This is a genomic window from Pseudomonas alcaligenes, from assembly GCF_041729615.1.
GTDB classification, from domain to species: Bacteria; Pseudomonadota; Gammaproteobacteria; order Pseudomonadales; family Pseudomonadaceae; genus Aquipseudomonas; species Aquipseudomonas alcaligenes_B.
This window is the reverse complement of record NZ_CP154874.1, coordinates 436,492-453,398: the sequence shown is the minus strand read 5'-3', so window position 1 is coordinate 453,398 and position 16,907 is coordinate 436,492. Positions and strand designations below refer to the sequence as shown.

Here is a 16,907-nt window from a genome sequence, read left to right as displayed (position 1 = left end):
ATGGCTCTACCACCCCATATCCAGGCCGGCGAGCGCGTGGTGCTGTTCGACGGCGTGTGTCGGCTGTGCAACGGCTGGGCGAAGTTCCTGATCCGCCACGACCGCGAGCGGCGCTTTCGCCTGTGCTCGGTGCAGTCCGCCGAGGGCCAGGCGATCCTGGCCTGGTTCGGCCTGCCCACCGATGCGTTCGAGACCATGGCCTATGTCGAGGGCGAGGCGCTGTTCGTGCGCTCCGACGCGGTGCTGCGCATCGTTGCCCAGCTGCCCGGCGCCTGGCGCTGGCTGGCCTGGCCGCGCATCCTGCCGCGCGCCTTGCGCGACTGGTGCTACGACCGCATCGCGCTGAACCGCTACCGCCTGTTCGGCCGCTATAAAAGCTGCCTGATGCCGGACCCGGATCACCAGGAGCGCTTCCTCGACAGCGCCGAGCCGCGCTCATGAGCCTGCTGTCCGCGAGCCGGCGTGAGGCGCTGCGCCTGGCCTGGCGCTTCGTCGTGCCCTATCGCGGGCGGGTGATCGGCGCCTTGCTGGCACTGATGTTCACCGCCGCCATCACCCTGTCCATGGGTCAGGGCATCCGCCTGCTGGTGGACCAGGGCCTGGCCACCCAGTCGCAGGCCGCGCTGAAACACTCCATCGGCCTGTTCTTCGTCCTGGTGCTGGCGCTGGCGGTCGGCACCTTCAGCCGCTTCTACCTGGTCAGCTGGCTTGGCGAACGGGTGGTGGCCGATATCCGCCGACGCGTGTTCGACCACCTGATCGAGCTGCACCCCGGCTTCTACGAGAGCAACCGCGCCTCGGAGATCCAGTCGCGCCTGACTGCCGACACCACGCTGCTGCAGACGGTGATCGGCTCCTCGCTGTCCATGGCCCTGCGCAACGGCATCATGCTGATCGGCGGGGTGATTCTGCTGTTCGTCACCAATGCCAAGCTCAGCGCCATCGTGGTCTGCTCGTTGCCGCTGGTGGTGGCACCGATTCTGATCTTCGGCCGCCGCGTACGCGCGCTGTCCAGGCAGACCCAGGACCGCGTCGCCGATGTCGGCAGCTACATCGGCGAGACCCTCGGCCAGATCAAGACGGTGCAGGCCTACAACCACCAGAGCCAGGACCGCCAGCGCTTCGCCGGCACCGTGGAGGCGGCCTTCGCCACCGCGGGCAAACGCATCCGCCAGCGCGCCTGGCTGATCACCGTGGTCATAGTCCTAGTGCTCGGCGCGGTGGGCGCCATGCTCTGGGTCGGTGGCATGGACGTGATCGCCGGGCGCATCAGTGGCGGCGACCTGGCCGCCTTCGTGTTCTACAGCCTGATCGTCGGCATGGCCTTCGGCGCCATCAGCGAGGTGATCGGCGAGCTGCAGAGCGCCGCCGGCGCCGCCGAGCGCATCGCCGAGCTGCTGCGCACGCGCAATCTGATCACCGCACCTGCGCAGGGCGAGCGGCTGCAGCTGCCCGAACGGGTGAGCGGTGCGCTGGAGCTGCGCGGTGTGCGCTTCAGCTACCCGAGCCGGCCGGAGCATCCGGCCATCGATGGCATCGACCTGGCCGTGCGCGCTGGCGAGACCCTGGCGCTGGTCGGCCCCTCCGGCGCCGGCAAGTCGACCCTGTTCGATCTGCTGCTGCGCTTCTTCGACCCGCAAGAGGGCGAGATCCTGGTCGAGGGCCTGCCGATCCAGCGTCTCGACCCGCTCGACCTGCGCCGCTGTTTCGCCCTGGTGTCGCAGAACCCGGCGCTGTTCTTCGGCAGCGTGGCGGACAACCTGCGCTATGGCCGACCCGAGGCCACGAATGCCGAGGTCGAGGCGGCCGCGCGCGCGGCGCACGCCCACGAGTTCATCGAGCGTCTGCCGCAGGGCTACCAGACCCACCTGGGCGAGGCCGGGTTGGGGCTTTCCGGCGGCCAACGCCAGCGCCTGGCGATCGCCCGCGCGTTGCTTAGCGACGCGCCGATCCTGCTGCTCGACGAGGCCACCAGCGCGCTGGACGCCGAGAGCGAGCACCTGATCCAGCAGGCCCTGCCGGAGCTGATGCGCGGGCGTACCACCTTGGTGATCGCCCACCGCCTGGCCACGGTGAAGAATGCCGACCGCATCGCGGTGATCGACCGCGGCCGCCTGCAGGCCATCGGCACGCATGGCGAGCTGGTGCTGAGCAACCCGCTGTATGCCCGGCTGGCCGAGCTGCAATTCAATACCGAGCGCCGCGAGCGCGACTGAGGAGTGGGCGTGGAAAAGGATTTCGGGGTGGTGGTGCTGGGCGGTTATGGCAACTTCGGCCAGGTCATCGTGCGCAGGCTCAGCGGCATTGCCGGCATGCGCGTCTGGGTGGCCGGACGCGACCGCGCCAAGGCCGAGGCGCTGGCCGCACAGAGCGGCAGCCAGGCGCTGCCGCTGGACATGAACGCTGCAGACCTGGTCGAGCGCCTGCGTGCCACTGGGGCGCAGATGGTGATCTCCACCGCTGGGCCGTTCCAGGGGCAGGACTATCGGGTCGCCCGCGCCGCCATCGAGGCCGGCATGCACTATGCCGACCTGGCCGATGCGCGGGCCTTCGTCTGTGGCATCGGCGAGCTGGATGAAGCAGCGCGGGCCGCCGGGGTGCTGGCCTGCGGCGGCGCCAGCTCGGTGCCGGCGCTGGCCGGGGCGGTGATCGATGAGCTGCTGCCGCGCTTCTCGCGGCTGGACAGCATCTGGCATGGCATCAGCTCTTCGGAGAAGACCCCGGGCGCCTCGACCCTGGCGGCGGTGCTGGACTATTGCGGCAAGCCGTTCCGGCAATGGCGCGATGGCCGGTGGCAAACCGTGTATGGCTGGCAGGACCTGGCCCGCCACGACTTCCCGGCGCCGCTCGGCCCGCGCTGGGTGGCCAACTGCGATATCCCCGATCTCGAACTGTTTGCGGCGCGCTATGCCGGCGTGCGCAGCGTGCGTTTCTCCGCCGGTGTCGGCCTGCGCATCACCCAGTTCGGCACCTGGGCGCTGTCCTGGCTGGTGCGTGGCAGCCTGCTGCGCAGCGCGGTGCCGCTGACCCGGTTCCTGCACCGCCGCGCCGTGTCGGTGGAGCCTTTCGGCGACGGCCGCAGCGGTATGTTCGTGCGTCTGCAAGGCTTGGACCCGCAGGGGCAGCCGCTACGCCTGTGCTGGGAACTGCTGGCCGAGCACAACGACGGCCCCAATATTCCCTGCATGGCCGCCGTGGCCCTGGCGCGCAAGCTGGCCGCCGGCACCCTGCAGGCGCGCGGCGCCATGCCCTGCCTGGGGCTGCTGACGCTGGGCGAGTACCTGGCGGAGCTGCAGGGGCTGGCGATCACCAGCGCGTTGCGCCAGCTCTGATCAGGCGTGCTTGCGCGGGCGGATGGTCGCTGCCGCGCCGGAGGAAGCGAGGATGATGGCGCCGATGGCCAGCCACTGGGTCGGGCTCAGCCGCTCGCTGAGGAAGATCAGCCCGGAGAGGGCGGCGATGGCTGGCTCCAGGCTCATCAGCACGCTGAAGGTGCGTGCCGGCATGCGGGTCAGGGCGACCATCTCCAGGCTGTAGGGCAGCGCCGAGGACATCACCGCCACGGCCAGGGCCACCGGCAGCAGGTCGAGGGAGAACAGGCCGTCGCCGACCGACCACAGCCCCACCGGGAACACCAGCATGGCTGCTACCAGGGTGCCGAAGGCCACGGTCTGCCGGCCATGGGCGGCGCCGGCTTTCTGCCCGAAGAGGATGTACAGCGCCCAGCACACCCCGGCCCCCAGGGCCAGGCCCATGCCCAGCGGGTCGAGGTGGTCGTCGGCGGCGGTATTCGGCAGCAGCAGCCAGAGGCCGAGCGCGGCCAGGGCGATCCACAGGAAGTCCAGCAGCCGCCGCGAGCCGAACAGCGCCAGGGCCAGCGGGCCGGTGAATTCCAGGGCCACGGCGATGCCCAGCGGGATGGTCTTCAGCGACATGTAGAACAGCAGGTTCATCGCCCCCAGCGACAGGCCGTAGCCAAGCAGCGAGCGCCACGCAGCGAGATTCGGCCGCGTGCGCCAGGGTTGCATGACGACGCACAGGATCAGCGCGGCCAGGCTCAGGCGCAGCGCAGTGGTGCCCTCGGGGCCGATTAGCGGGAACAGGCTCTTGGCCAGGGAAGCGCCGCTCTGGATCGAGGTCATGGCGACCACCAGCAGGGCGATGGGCAGGAGCAGGGAGGGGCGGGGCATGGCGCGTTCCGAATGATGCGGCAATAAAAAAACCGGCCACTGGGGCCGGTTTCTGCAACTCAGCCTAGCTTAGCGGTATTCGCACAGGTAGGCGGTGTCTACCGCTACCTTCAGCTGGAACTTGCTGTTGCCCGGCACGGTGAACTGGCTGCCGGCGGCGAAGGTTTCCCAGTTGTCGCTGCCCGGCAGCTTGACGGTGAGGGCGCCGGCGACCACGTGCATCACTTCCAACTGGGCGGTGCCGAACTCGTATTCGCCGGGGGCCATCACGCCGATGGTGGCCGGGCCTTCGGCCATGGCGAAACCGATGGATTTGACGGTGCCGTCGAAGTATTCGTTGACCTTGAACATGGCGGGCTCCTCGGAAGGGTCAAAAAGGCCCGCCAGTATGCCCAAGGCCGGCCTGCACGTCATCCGCCGCCAGTGAATATCAGCGGTAGCAGGCGGGCGGTATTGCGCGCGTCTTCCAGGGCGCGGTGCTGCTGCCCGCGGAACTGCAGGCCGGTCAGCTGCAGGGCGCCGTTGAGACCGACGGCACGCTTGAGCTGGCGGCTCTCGGCGAAGCGCTGCTTGAGGTTGTGGTGGGGGAGATCCTGCAGGACGCTGCGCAGGCCGTGGCGCTGCCATTCCAGCTGCAGCTGGCGGCGATCGTAGTCGCCCCAGCTGCCCCAGCCCTGCAGTCGCGGCAGGTGCGGCGCCAGCCAGCACTCGAACTGCGGCCAGACCTGGGCGAGGGGCGCGGCGGCGTCGACCTGCGCCTGGCTGATATGGGTCAGCTCGCGGCAGAAGGTGGTCAGGCAGGGGCGGCGCAACGGCCGCACGAAACGCTGGAAGGGTTCCAGTTCGTGGCCGGCGGCGTCCACCAGGGTGGCGCCGATCTCGATGATTTCCATGTCTTCCAGGGGCCAGCCGCCTTCCTCGGTGGTGGCCTCCAGGTCGATGACTAGCCACTGCTGCATGCGTCCCTCCTTAGCTGGCAGTCAGTATGGGCGGCCCGCGCCGCCGCGGCAAAGCACCGTGCACAGTTTTGCCCTGCAGCTGTGCTGGCCGGGGCCCCCCCGATAAGGGATATGCTTGGGGCATAACGAGTAAGGAGGTGAGGCATGGCAAAGGTGGCATTCATTGGCCTGGGCGTGATGGGTTTTCCCATGGCCGGGCATCTGGCGCGCGAGGGGCATGAGGTCTGTGTGTACAACCGTTCGCCGGCCAAGGCGCAGCAGTGGCAGGACGAGTTCGCCGGCACGACGGCGCCGACCCCGCGCGAGGCCGCCCAGGGCGCCGAGTTCGTGATGACCTGCGTGGGCAACGATGATGACCTGCGCAGCGTGCTGCTGGGGCCGGATGGTGCTTTCGCCGGCATGGCGCCGGCCAGCGTGCTGGTCGACCATACCACCGCCTCGGCCAATGTTGCCCGTGAGCTGGCGGTGATTGCCGCCGAGCGCGAGCTGGGCTTTCTCGATGCGCCGGTGTCCGGCGGCCAGGCGGGCGCGGAGAACGGCATGCTGACGGTGATGGTCGGTGGCGAGGAGAGCTTCTACAAGCGTGCCGAGCCGGTCATCGATGCCTACGCCAAGATGATCAAGCTGATGGGGCCGGTGGGCAGTGGCCAACTGACCAAGATGGTCAACCAGATCTGCATCGGTGGCCTGGTCCAGGGCCTGGCCGAGGCGCTGCACTTCGCCCAGTGCGCAGGGCTAGACTGTCACGCGGCGATGGAGGTGATCAGCAAGGGCGCGGCGCAGTCCTGGCAGCTGGAGAACCGTCACCAGACCATGCTGGCTGGCAAGTTCGACTTCGGCTTCGCCGTGGACTGGATGCGCAAGGACCTGTCGATCCTGCTGGAGGAGGCTCGCCGCAACGGCGCGCAGCTGCCGGTGACGGCGCTGGTCGACCAGTTCTACTCCGATGTGCAGGCCATGGGCGGTGGCCGCTGGGATACTTCCAGCCTGATCGCCCGGCTCAAGCAGCGCAGCTGATGGCGCTCGGCCCGTTCGGAGCCGGGCGGGCTACCTTCAGGCGCGGAAGATGAAGTACACGGCGCCGAGCAGGCATAGGCCGGCCCACAGGTAGTCCAGCTTCAGCGGCTGGTGCATCACGTAGACGCTGAACGGCACGAACACCGCCAGGGTGATGACTTCCTGCATGATTTTCAGCTGGCCGACCGACAGTTCGGTGTAACCGATGCGGTTGGCCGGCACCATGATCATGTATTCGAAGAAGGCGATGCCCCAGCTGATCAGCGCGGCGATGAACCAGGGCTTGGCGTTCAGCGTCTTCAGGTGTCCGTACCAGGCGAAGGTCATGAAGATGTTGGAGAGGGTCAGCAGGGCGGCGGTTTGCAACCAGACGGGCATGGGCTGGGCTCCGGGGTGAATCCGGCAAGCCTAATCAGGCGCTTTTCGTTCGGCAACCGGCTGGCTAGGCGCTAGAATCGGCGCCCTCGTTGACCTGCCTGTCGTGAGGTTGCCTCCATGCAATGTCGCACCGGGTGCGGTGCCTGCTGTATCGCGCCTTCCATCAGTTCGCCGATTCCCGGCATGCCCCAGGGCAAGCGGGCTGGCGAGCGTTGCCTGCACCTGACCGCCGAGCTGCGCTGCGCCATCTTCGGCCAGCCTGAGCGGCCATCGGTCTGCTCCGGTTTTTCCGCCGACCCGGAAGTTTGTGGGAGCAGCCGCGAGGAGGCCATCCGCCTGCTCGGCTGGCTGGAGCAGGCCACCGCCTGACCCTATCCGGCCCGCCTTCCGGGCGGGCCCAATTCTTCGAGGAGCAACAATGGTTTTCTTTCGAATGGCGGCGCTCTGCACCTTCGGCCTGCTGGTCAGCGCCCAGGTGCAGGCCGAGAGCTGGCAGCTGAGCAAGGACGAGGAGGGTATCCGGGTCTACCTCAGCGAGGTACCGGGCTCCAAGTACAAGGCTTACCGCGGCGTAACCACGATCAAGGGCGATGTCGCCAGCTTGCGCGCCCTGCAGGAGGATGTGCAGGGGTCATGCACCTGGATCCACGCCTGCGCCGAGCAGCGCCTGCTCAAGCACGAGGGGGCGCAAAGCTGGGTCTATACCCGTTTCGCGATGCCCTGGCCGGTGCAGGCGCGCGATTCGATCCTGCATGTGGTGTCGGAACAGGGTGCCGACGGCAGCCTGACCCGCCGGCTGGAAGGGCAGCCGCAGTACCTGCCGGAGGATCGGGAGCATGTGCGGGTCGCCAGCCTGCAGGGCTACTGGCGCTTCGTGCCGCAGGGTGAGGGCCAGGTCGAGGTGACCTACCAGGTGCACACCGAGCCGGGTGGCAGCGTGCCGTCCTGGTTGGCCAACAGTTTCGTGGTGGATGCGCCGTTCAATACCCTCAAGGGATTGCGCGAGCTGGCCGAGAAACGCTGAGGCCGCAAACGAAAAAGGCTGCCATTCGGCAGCCTTTTTTTTTACCCGCAAAACTTACTTGCGGTCTTCCAGCTTGACGTAGTCGCGCTTGTCGTAGCCGGTGTACAGCTGGCGCGGACGGCCGATCTTGTAGGGGCTGGAGAGCATTTCCTTCCAGTGCGAGATCCAGCCGACGGTACGCGACAGGGCGAAGATCACGGTGAACATGCTGGTCGGAATGCCGATGGCCTTGAGGATGATGCCCGAGTAGAAGTCCACGTTCGGGTACAGGTTGCGCTCCTTGAAGTACGGATCGGTCAGGGCGATCTCTTCCAGGCGCATGGCCAGTTCCAGCTGCGGGTCGTTCTTGATGCCCAGTTCGGCCAGCACTTCGTCGCAGGTCTTCTTCATCACGGTGGCGCGCGGGTCGCGGTTCTTGTACACGCGGTGGCCGAAGCCCATCAGCTTGAACGGATCGTTCTTATCCTTGGCCTTGGCGATGTACTTGTCGATGTTCTCGACGCTGCCGATCTCGTCCAGCATGGTCAGCACGGCTTCGTTGGCGCCGCCGTGTGCCGGGCCCCAGAGAGCGGCGATACCGGCGGCGATACAGGCGAACGGGTTGGCACCCGAGGAGCCTGCCAGGCGCACGGTGGAGGTGGAGGCGTTCTGCTCATGGTCGGCGTGCAGAACGAAGATGCGGTCCATCGCCTTGGCCAGCACCGGGCTGATCGGTTTGATCTCGCACGGGGTGTTGAACATCATGTGCAGGAAGTTTTCTGCGTAGTTCAGGTCGTTACGCGGGTACATCATGGGCTGGCCCATGGAGTACTTGTAGGCCATGGCGGCGATGGTCGGCATCTTGGCGATCAAGCGCATGGCCGAGACTTCGCGGTGCTGCGGATTATTGATGTCCAGCGAGTCGTGGTAGAAGGCGGAGAGGGCGCCGACCACGCCGCACATGATGGCCATCGGGTGGGCGTCGCGGCGGAAACCGTTGAAGAAGCTCTTCAGCTGTTCATGAACCATGGTGTGGTTCTTGATGACGCTGACGAACTTGGCCTTCTGCTCGGCGGTCGGCAGTTCGCCGTTCAGCAGCAGGTAGCAGGTTTCCAGGTAGTCGGACTTCTCGGCCAGCTGCTCGATGGGGTAGCCGCGGTGCAGCAGAACACCGGCGTCGCCGTCGATGTAGGTGATCTTCGACTCGCAAGAGGCGGTCGACATAAAGCCAGGATCAAAGGTGAAGCGACCCGTGGCGGTCAGGCCCCTCACGTCGACAACATCGGGACCTACGGTGCCGGTCAGTACGGGCAGCTCTACGGGGGCATTGCCCTCGATGATCAACTGCGCTTTTTTGTCAGCCATGTGTGGCCTCCTGTTTATGCTTGGAATCATCAGACAGCCCCCCACGCAGGGCCCGGGACACTATAGAGACATAAATCTGAAAGTCAATTTACTGAAACCCAGACGGCAGACGGGTTTCAGCCCTTTTTCAGGGCGCGGGGAGGGGCCTAATACGTCATTTATTTGAGCCGCGCAATCCGCTTTTGGGTGTGGGGTCTTGCGTTGTCATTAGTAACCTAACTGTCTATACTCTGCGCCCGGCCGTCAGAGGCTTTAGAGCCTTTAATAAGGCGGCTGGCACTCCCTTGGTGAGGGGTACCTGACCAGTGCACTTCCCGACAACTTGCCCTGCTTGTTAGGGGCCTCTAGTGTGAAAAAAGCCGTGAATAGCCAACGACCTGTAAACCTAGATCTCAGGACCATAAAACTCCCGATCACAGCTTATACGTCCATTCTGCACCGGGTTTCCGGTGTCATCCTCTTCCTGGGTATCGTCGTGATGCTGTTTGCTCTCGACAAATCCCTGGTGTCCGAGGAGGGCTTTGCAGAAGTCCAGGCGTGCCTGGCCAGCCCACTGGCCAAGTTGATCATCTGGGGTCTGCTGTCCGCCCTGCTGTACCACCTGGTGGCCGGTGTACGCCACCTGATCATGGACATGGGTGTCGGTGAGTCGCTGGAAGGCGGCAAGCTGGGCTCGAAGATCGTCATCGCCGTGTCGGCGGTGGTCATCGTGCTGGCGGGAGTTTGGATATGGTAACTAATGTCACCAACTTTTCGCGCTCGGGTCTCTATGACTGGATGGTGCAGCGCGTCTCTGCTGTTGTCCTTGCTGCTTACTTTCTGTTCCTGATTGGCTATCTGGTGGTCAATCCGGGGCTGGGCTATGCCGAATGGCATGCCCTGTTCTCCCACAATGCGATGCGCATCTTCAGCCTGCTGGCGCTGGTTGCGCTGATCGTGCACGCCTGGGTTGGCATGTGGACCATCACTACCGACTACCTGACGCCCATGGCTATCGGCCGTTGGGCGACCGGCGTGCGTTTCCTCGTCCAGGCGGCTTGCGGCGTGCTTCAGTTCGTCGTGTTCGTCTGGGGTGTGCAGATCCTGTGGGGTTTCTGATTCATGTCTAGCATTCGTACTCTTTCCTATGACGCCATCATCGTCGGTGGCGGTGGTGCGGGCATGCGTGCCGCACTGCAGCTGGCTCAGGGTGGTCACAAGACTGCCGTGGTGACCAAGGTCTTCCCGACCCGTTCGCACACCGTGTCCGCCCAGGGCGGCATCACCTGCGCCATCGCCTCGGCCGACCCGAACGACGATTGGCGCTGGCACATGTACGACACCGTCAAGGGCTCCGACTACATCGGTGACCAGGACGCGATCGAATACATGTGCTCCGTCGGTCCGGAAGCCGTGTTCGAACTCGAGCACATGGGCCTGCCGTTCTCCCGTACCGAGCAGGGCCGCATCTACCAGCGCCCGTTCGGTGGCCAGTCCAAGGGGCCGGACAATCCGACCCAGGCGGCCCGTACCTGCGCCGCGGCCGACCGTACCGGTCACGCCCTGCTGCACACCCTGTACCAGGCCAACCTGAAGGCTGGCACCTCGTTCCTCAACGAGTGGTACGCGGTGGACCTGGTGAAGAACCAGGACGACGCCATCGTCGGCATCATCGCCATCTGCATCGAGACCGGCGAGACCGTCTATATCCGCTCCAAGGCCGTGGTTCTGGCCACTGGCGGTGCCGGTCGTATCTACGCCTCCACCACCAACGCCCTGATCAACACCGGTGACGGTGTCGGCATGGCCCTGCGTGCCGGCGTGCCGGTGCAGGATATCGAGATGTGGCAGTTCCACCCGACCGGCATCGCCGGCGCCGGTGTACTGGTCACCGAGGGTTGCCGCGGTGAGGGTGGCTACCTGATCAACGCCCACGGCGAGCGCTTCATGGAGCGCTACGCGCCGAACGCCAAGGACCTGGCCGGTCGCGATGTGGTTGCCCGCTCCATGGTCAAGGAAGTGATCGCCGGCAACGGCTGTGGCCCGAACAAGGACCACGTGCTGCTGAAGCTCGATCACCTCGGCGAGGAAGTGCTGCACAGCCGTCTGCCGGGCATCTGCGAACTGTCCAAGACCTTCGCTCATGTCGATCCGGTGGTCGCGCCGGTTCCGGTCATCCCGACCTGTCACTACATGATGGGTGGCGTGGCCACCAACATCCATGGCCAGGCCATCACCCAGGACGCCAGCGGCAACGACAAGATCATCGAAGGTCTGTTCGCCGTGGGCGAAGTCGCCTGCGTATCGGTACACGGTGCCAACCGTCTGGGCGGCAACTCGCTGCTCGACCTGGTGGTATTCGGCCGCGCCGCCGGCCTGCACCTGGAGAAGGCGCTCAAGGAAGGCGTGGAAGTTCGTGGCGCCAGCGAGACCGACATCGAGCAGTCGCTCAAGCGTCTGTCCGGCGTCAACGAGCGCAGCAGCGGCGAAGAAGTCGCCCCGCTCAAGCGCGAGCTGCAGCAGTGCATGCAGAACTACTTCGGTGTATTCCGTACCGGCGAATACATGAAGAAGGGCATCGCCCAGCTGGCCGACCTGCGCGAGCGCATCGCCAACGTCAAGATCGCCGACAAGAGCCAGGCCTTCAACACCGCGCGCATCGAAGCGCTGGAGCTGCAGAACCTGCTGGAAGTGGCCGAGGCCACTGCCATCGCCGCCGATACTCGTACCGAGTCGCGTGGTGCCCATGCCCGTGAAGACTACGAGGAGCGTGACGACGAGAACTGGCTGTGTCACTCCCTGTACTTCCCAGGTGACAAGCGTGTGGCCAAACGCGCGGTCAACTTCGCGCCGAAGACCGTTCCGGCGTTCGAACCCAAAGTACGTACTTATTAAGGGTGGCAACCATGTCTCTTGGCAAAACCTTGCAAGTCAGCGTCTATCGCTACAACCCGGAAAAGGACGCCGCACCTTTCATGCAGGACTTCGACATCGAGATCGATGGCAAGGACCTGATGGTGCTCGACGTGCTGGCCCTGATCAAGGAACAGGACGAGGGCTTCTCCTACCGTCGTTCCTGCCGCGAGGGCGTGTGCGGTTCCGACGGCATGAACATCAGCGGCAAGAACGGCCTGGCCTGCATCACCCCGATCTCCACCGTGGTGAAGGGCAACAAGCTGGTCATTCGTCCGCTGCCGGGCCTGCCGGTCATCCGTGACCTGGTCGTCGATATGAGCATCTTCTACAAGCAGTACGAGAAGGTGCAGCCGTTCCTGCAGAACGATACTCCGGCTCCGGCCATCGAGCGTCTGCAGAGCCCGGAAGAGCGCGAGAAGCTGGACGGCCTGTACGAGTGCATCCTGTGCGCGTGCTGCTCCACCAGCTGCCCGTCGTTCTGGTGGAACCCGGACAAGTTCCTCGGTCCCGCTGCGCTGCTGCAGGCCTATCGCTTCCTGGCCGACAGCCGCGACACCAAGACCGCCGAGCGTCTGGCGTCCCTGGACGACCCGTTCAGCGTGTTCCGCTGCCGCGGCATCATGAACTGCGTCAACGTCTGCCCGAAAGGCCTGAATCCGACCAAGGCCATCGGTCACGTGCGCAACATGCTGCTGCAGAGCGGTACCTGATCCACCGCTTCACGTAACACCTGCGTCGGCGGAGCGATTCGCCGGCGCAGTAAAGCCAGGGCCCCAGCTCACAAAGCCGGGGTTCTTATTTGAAAGAAAATGACGACCAGCAGGGGCATCCGGGCTGGTACCCGGACTATCTGCGGGATCCGTAGTGGCTTACCAGGTCGCTGCTCTAGGACTATGAATGGCCCAGCTACGGCTTCTACGCCGGTGGTGTCCCCTTACCGAGGGTGACCAAGCATGCAAGAAAGCGTGATGCAGCGCATGTGGGACAGCGCCCACCTATCCGGTGGCAACGCGGCCTACGTGGAAGAGCTCTATGAGCTCTACCTGCACGATCCCAACGCTGTGCCCGAAGAGTGGCGCACCTACTTCCAGAAACTGCCGGCCGACGGCCATGCCGCCACCGACGTTTCGCACTCCACTGTCCGCGATCATTTCGTGCTGCTGGCGAAGAACCAGCGCCGCGCTCAACCGGTTTCCGCCGGGAGCGTCAGCAGCGAGCACGAGAAGAAGCAGGTGGAAGTCCTGCGCCTGATCCAGGCATACCGCATGCGCGGCCACCAGGCCTCGACGCTCGACCCGCTGGGTCTGTGGAAGCGTCCGGCACCGGCCGATCTGTCGGTCAACCACTATGGCCTGACCAACGCCGACCTCGACACCACCTTCCGCACCGGTGAACTCTACATCGGCAAGGAGGAGGCGACCTTACGGGAAATCCACGAGGCGCTGCAGCAGACATATTGTCGCACCATCGGTGCCGAGTTCACCCACATCGTCGATTCCGAGCAGCGCAAGTGGTTCCAGCAGCGCCTGGAGAGCGTGCGTGGCCGTCCGGCTTACTCGGCCGAGGTGCAGGGCCACCTGCTCGAGCGCCTGACCGCCGCCGAGGGCCTGGAAAAGTACCTGGGCACCAAGTACCCGGGCACCAAGCGCTTCGGTCTGGAAGGCGGCGAGAGCCTGATCCCGCTGCTGGACGAGATCATCCAGCGCTCCGGCTCCTACGGCACCCAGGAAATCGTCATCGGCATGGCCCACCGTGGCCGCCTCAACGTGCTGGTCAACACCTTCGGCAAGAACCCGCGCGACCTGTTCGACGAGTTCGAAGGCAAGCAGGTCGAGGGCCTGTCCTCTGGTGACGTGAAGTACCACCAGGGCTTCTCCTCCAACGTCATGACCCCGGGCGGCGAAGTGCACCTGGCGCTGGCGTTCAACCCGTCGCACCTGGAGATCGTCTCCCCGGTGGTCGAGGGTTCCGTGCGCGCCCGCCAGGACCGCCGCAACGACACCACCGGCGACAAGGTGCTGCCGATTTCCATCCACGGCGACGCGGCCTTCGCCGGCCAGGGCGTGGTCATGGAAACCTTCCAGATGTCGCAGACCCGTGCCTACAAGACCGGCGGCACCATCCACATCGTGATCAACAACCAGGTCGGCTTCACCACCAGCCGTCCCGAGGACTCGCGTTCGACCGAGTACTGCACTGATGTGGCGAAGATGATCCAGGCGCCGATCTTCCACGTGAACGGCGACGACCCGGAGGCCGTGCTGTTCGTCACCCAGCTGGCCGTCGACTACCGCATGCAGTTCAAGCGCGACGTGGTCATCGACCTGGTCTGCTACCGCCGCCGCGGCCACAACGAGGCCGACGAGCCGAGCGGCACCCAGCCGCTGATGTACCAGCAGATCGCCAAGCAGCGCACCACCCGCGAGCTGTATGCCGACAGCCTGGTGCAGTCCGGCCGTATCGCCGAGGACGCGGTCAAGGCCAAGATCGAGGAATACCGCAGCGCGCTGGACAACGGCCAGCACGTGGTCAAAAGCCTGGTCAAGGAGCCGAACAAGGAGCTGTTCGTCGACTGGCGCCCCTACCTGGGCCATGCCTGGACCGCGCGCCACGATACCCGCTTCGAGCTGAAGACCCTGCAGGACCTGGCCAACAAGCTGCTGGAAATCCCGGAAGGCTTCGTCCTGCAGCGCCAGGTTGCCAAGGTGCTGGAAGACCGCGCCAAGATGACCGCCGGCGCCATGCCGATCAACTGGGGCTACGCCGAGAACCTGGCCTACGCCACCCTGCTGTTCGAAGGCCATCCGGTGCGCATGACTGGCCAGGACGTCGGCCGCGGCACCTTCTCGCACCGCCACGCGGCGCTGCACAACCAGAAGGACGCCAGCACCTACCTGCCGCTGCAGAACCTGTTCGAAGGCCAGCCGCGCTTCCAGCTGTTCGACTCCTTCCTCTCGGAAGAGGCCGTACTGGCGTTCGAATATGGCTATGCCACCACCATGCCCAACGCTCTGGTGATCTGGGAAGCGCAGTTCGGCGACTTCGCCAACGGTGCCCAGGTGGTGTTCGACCAGTTCATCTCCAGTGGCGAGCACAAGTGGGGCCGCCTGTGCGGCCTGACCATGCTGCTGCCGCACGGCTACGAAGGGCAGGGCCCGGAGCACAGTTCCGCGCGCCTGGAGCGCTTCCTGCAGCTGTGCGCCGAGCACAACATGCAGGTCTGCGTGCCGACCACCCCGGCGCAGATCTACCACCTGCTGCGCCGCCAGGTCATCCGCCCGCTGCGCAAGCCGCTGGTGGTGCTGTCGCCCAAGTCGCTGCTGCGCCACCCGCTGGCCATCTCGACCCTGGAAGAACTGGCCGAGGGCTCGTTCCAGACCGTCATCGGCGAGATCGATCCGATCGAGGCGAAGAAGGTCGAGCGCGTCATCCTGTGCAGCGGCAAGGTGTACTACGACCTGCTGGCCAAGCGCCGTGCCGAGAACCGCGAAGACACCGCCATCGTGCGTATCGAGCAGCTCTATCCGTTCCCCGAGGACGACCTGGCCGAGGCTCTGGCGCCGTACAAGAACCTCAAGCACATCGTCTGGTGTCAGGAAGAGCCGATGAACCAGGGCGCCTGGTACTGCAGCCAGCACCATATGCGTCGCGTCGCCTCGGCGCACAAGAAGGAGCTGTTCCTGCAGTACGCCGGTCGCGACGCTTCGGCGGCCCCGGCCTGTGGTTATGCCTCGATGCACGCCGAACAGCAGGAAAAACTGCTGAACGACGCCTTTACTGTCTAACGCCTTCGCGCATCGGGGCGACGGCATGGGTCGTCGCCCCCTGAAGAAACGAATTTAAGGAAACACACATAATGGCTATCGAGATCAAAGCCCCAACCTTCCCGGAATCGGTTGCCGACGGCACCGTGGCCACCTGGCACAAGAAGCCGGGCGATGCGGTCAAGCGCGATGAGCTGATCGTCGACATCGAAACCGACAAGGTGGTGATGGAAGTACTCGCCGAAGCCGACGGCGTGCTCGCCGAGATCGTCAAGAACGAGGGCGACACCGTCCTGTCCGGCGAGCTGCTGGGTCGCCTGGGTGCCGCCGGTGCCGCCGTCGCCGCTACTCCGGCTGCGGCCGCTGCCGCTCCTGCCGCCGCAGCTCCGGCTGCCGCTGCCGCCGCCAGCGATGACGCCATCCTGTCGCCGGCCGCGCGCAAGATCGCCGAAGAGGGTGGTATCGACCCGAACGCCATCACCGGCACCGGCAAGGGCGGTCGAGTGACCAAGGAAGACGCCGTCGCCGCCGTCGCCGCCAAGAACTCCGCGCCTGCCGCTGCTGCCAAGCCGGCTGCCCCGGCTGCCGAGGCGCCGGTGTTCGCCGCCGGCGATCGCGTCGAGAAGCGCGTGCCGATGACCCGCCTGCGTGCCAAGGTCGCCGAGCGCCTGGTCGAGGCCCAGTCCACCATGGCCATGCTGACCACCTTCAACGAAGTGGACATGCACGAAGTCATGGCCCTGCGCAGCAAGTACAAGGATCTGTTCGAGAAGACCCACAACGGCGTGCGCCTGGGCTTCATGTCCTTCTTCGTCAAGGCGGCGGTCGAGGCGCTCAAGCGCTTCCCGGCGGTCAACGCCTCGATCGACGGCAACGACATCGTCTACCACGGCTACCAGGACATCGGCGTGGCCGTGTCCAGCGACCGTGGCCTGGTGGTTCCGGTGCTGCGCAATGCCGAGCTGATGAGCCTGGCCGAAGTCGAGAACGGCATCGCCACCTTCGGCAAGAAGGCCCGTGAGGGCAAGCTGTCGATCGAAGAGATGACCGGCGGCACCTTCACCATCACCAACGGCGGTACCTTCGGCTCGATGATGTCGACCCCGATCGTCAACCCGCCGCAGGCCGCCATCCTCGGCATGCACAACATCATCCAGCGTCCGGTGGCCATCAACGGTCAGGTCGTGATCCGCCCGATGATGTACCTGGCGCTGTCCTACGATCACCGCCTGATCGATGGCAAGGAAGCGGTGAGCTTCCTGGTGACCATCAAGAATCTGCTGGAAGACCCGGCTCGCCTGCTGCTGGACATCTGATTCCACGGCTGCGCAACGCG

General features: G+C 65.4%; 17 protein-coding genes. 12 read left to right on the top strand and 5 right to left on the bottom strand.

The genetic code is table 11. From position 1 onward, the window contains the following. Genes AAG092_RS02155 through AAG092_RS02145 form a run of 3 tightly spaced genes read left to right on the top strand, consistent with a single transcriptional unit; the run spans position 1 to position 3,332 of the window. Positions 1-441, top strand: coding sequence for a thiol-disulfide oxidoreductase DCC family protein (locus AAG092_RS02155; protein ID WP_373388352.1), 441 nt, complete (start codon positions 1-3; stop codon positions 439-441). Further along, positions 438-2,216 (top strand): ABC transporter transmembrane domain-containing protein, encoded by a 1,779-nt coding sequence (locus tag AAG092_RS02150; protein ID WP_373388350.1) that lies wholly within the window; start codon positions 438-440, stop codon positions 2,214-2,216. The genes AAG092_RS02155 and AAG092_RS02150 overlap by 4 nt, the downstream gene beginning before the upstream one ends. A 9-nt stretch (positions 2,217-2,225) precedes the next feature. Beyond that, the gene (locus AAG092_RS02145; RefSeq protein WP_373388349.1) at positions 2,226-3,332 is read left to right on the top strand and encodes a saccharopine dehydrogenase family protein; all 1,107 of its coding nucleotides are present in this window, start codon (positions 2,226-2,228) and stop codon (positions 3,330-3,332) included. Here AAG092_RS02145 and rhtA read toward each other — a convergent pair whose 3' ends face one another. The 3 genes from rhtA to AAG092_RS02130 form a co-directional block, all read right to left on the bottom strand. Then, a complete protein-coding gene (gene rhtA, locus AAG092_RS02140) occupies positions 3,333-4,190 on the bottom strand; it encodes a threonine/homoserine exporter RhtA (protein WP_373388348.1) in 858 nt (285 codons plus the stop codon). It lies immediately after the preceding gene. Positions 4,191-4,259: 69 nt separating this feature from the next. Then, positions 4,260-4,541 carry a pyrimidine/purine nucleoside phosphorylase gene (locus AAG092_RS02135; protein ID WP_021699787.1) on the bottom strand — a complete coding sequence of 94 codons (282 nt, stop codon included), beginning with the start codon at positions 4,539-4,541 and terminating at the stop codon, positions 4,260-4,262. Positions 4,542-4,600: 59 nt separating this feature from the next. Further along, positions 4,601-5,149, bottom strand: a complete 549-nt coding sequence (locus AAG092_RS02130; RefSeq protein ID WP_373388347.1) for an exonuclease domain-containing protein — start codon at positions 5,147-5,149, stop codon at positions 4,601-4,603. Between the two features lie 144 nt (positions 5,150-5,293). On the opposite strand from AAG092_RS02130, the gene AAG092_RS02125 reads away from it, so the two are divergent. Beyond that, entirely contained in the window at positions 5,294-6,166 is an 873-nt protein-coding gene (locus tag AAG092_RS02125) for an NAD(P)-dependent oxidoreductase (RefSeq protein ID WP_373388346.1), read from the top strand. Between the two features lie 36 nt (positions 6,167-6,202). Here AAG092_RS02125 and AAG092_RS02120 read toward each other — a convergent pair whose 3' ends face one another. Beyond that, the gene (locus tag AAG092_RS02120) at positions 6,203-6,544 is read right to left on the bottom strand and encodes a DMT family protein (RefSeq protein ID WP_110683221.1); all 342 of its coding nucleotides are present in this window, start codon (positions 6,542-6,544) and stop codon (positions 6,203-6,205) included. A 117-nt stretch (positions 6,545-6,661) separates the two neighbouring features. On the opposite strand from AAG092_RS02120, the gene AAG092_RS02115 reads away from it, so the two are divergent. Together AAG092_RS02115 and AAG092_RS02110 are read left to right on the top strand one after the other, a co-directional pair. Continuing rightward, entirely contained in the window at positions 6,662-6,913 is a 252-nt protein-coding gene (locus tag AAG092_RS02115) for a YkgJ family cysteine cluster protein (RefSeq protein WP_373388345.1), read from the top strand. Between the two features lie 49 nt (positions 6,914-6,962). Beyond that, a complete protein-coding gene (locus AAG092_RS02110) occupies positions 6,963-7,568 on the top strand; it encodes an START domain-containing protein (RefSeq protein ID WP_373388344.1) in 606 nt (201 codons plus the stop codon). A 54-nt stretch (positions 7,569-7,622) separates the two neighbouring features. On the opposite strand, the gene gltA is transcribed toward AAG092_RS02110, so the two are convergent. After that, a complete protein-coding gene (gltA, locus tag AAG092_RS02105; protein ID WP_110683218.1) occupies positions 7,623-8,912 on the bottom strand; it encodes a citrate synthase in 1,290 nt (429 codons plus the stop codon). Between the two features lie 349 nt (positions 8,913-9,261). Between gltA and sdhC the strand changes: the two genes are divergently transcribed. The 6 genes from sdhC (at position 9,262) to odhB (ending at position 16,887) form a co-directional block, all read left to right on the top strand. Beyond that, entirely contained in the window at positions 9,262-9,648 is a 387-nt protein-coding gene (gene sdhC / locus AAG092_RS02100; protein WP_181418792.1) for a succinate dehydrogenase, cytochrome b556 subunit, read from the top strand. Continuing rightward, the gene (gene sdhD, locus AAG092_RS02095; RefSeq protein ID WP_110683216.1) at positions 9,642-10,010 is read left to right on the top strand and encodes a succinate dehydrogenase, hydrophobic membrane anchor protein; all 369 of its coding nucleotides are present in this window, start codon (positions 9,642-9,644) and stop codon (positions 10,008-10,010) included. The genes sdhC and sdhD overlap by 7 nt, the downstream gene beginning before the upstream one ends. Positions 10,011-10,013: 3 nt before the next feature. After that, positions 10,014-11,786, top strand: a complete 1,773-nt coding sequence (sdhA, locus tag AAG092_RS02090; RefSeq protein ID WP_373388342.1) for a succinate dehydrogenase flavoprotein subunit — start codon at positions 10,014-10,016, stop codon at positions 11,784-11,786. Positions 11,787-11,797: 11 nt separating this feature from the next. Then, complete coding sequence (locus tag AAG092_RS02085; RefSeq protein WP_110683214.1) at positions 11,798-12,517, top strand: succinate dehydrogenase iron-sulfur subunit; 720 nt, start codon at positions 11,798-11,800, stop codon at positions 12,515-12,517. 243 nt (positions 12,518-12,760) lie between these two features. Then, complete coding sequence (locus AAG092_RS02080) at positions 12,761-15,592, top strand: 2-oxoglutarate dehydrogenase E1 component (RefSeq protein ID WP_203786782.1); 2,832 nt, start codon at positions 12,761-12,763, stop codon at positions 15,590-15,592. Positions 15,593-15,663: 71 nt separating this feature from the next. Then, positions 15,664-16,887, top strand: a complete 1,224-nt coding sequence (odhB, locus tag AAG092_RS02075) for a 2-oxoglutarate dehydrogenase complex dihydrolipoyllysine-residue succinyltransferase (protein WP_373388340.1) — start codon at positions 15,664-15,666, stop codon at positions 16,885-16,887. Positions 16,888-16,907: the final 20 nt, after the last annotated feature.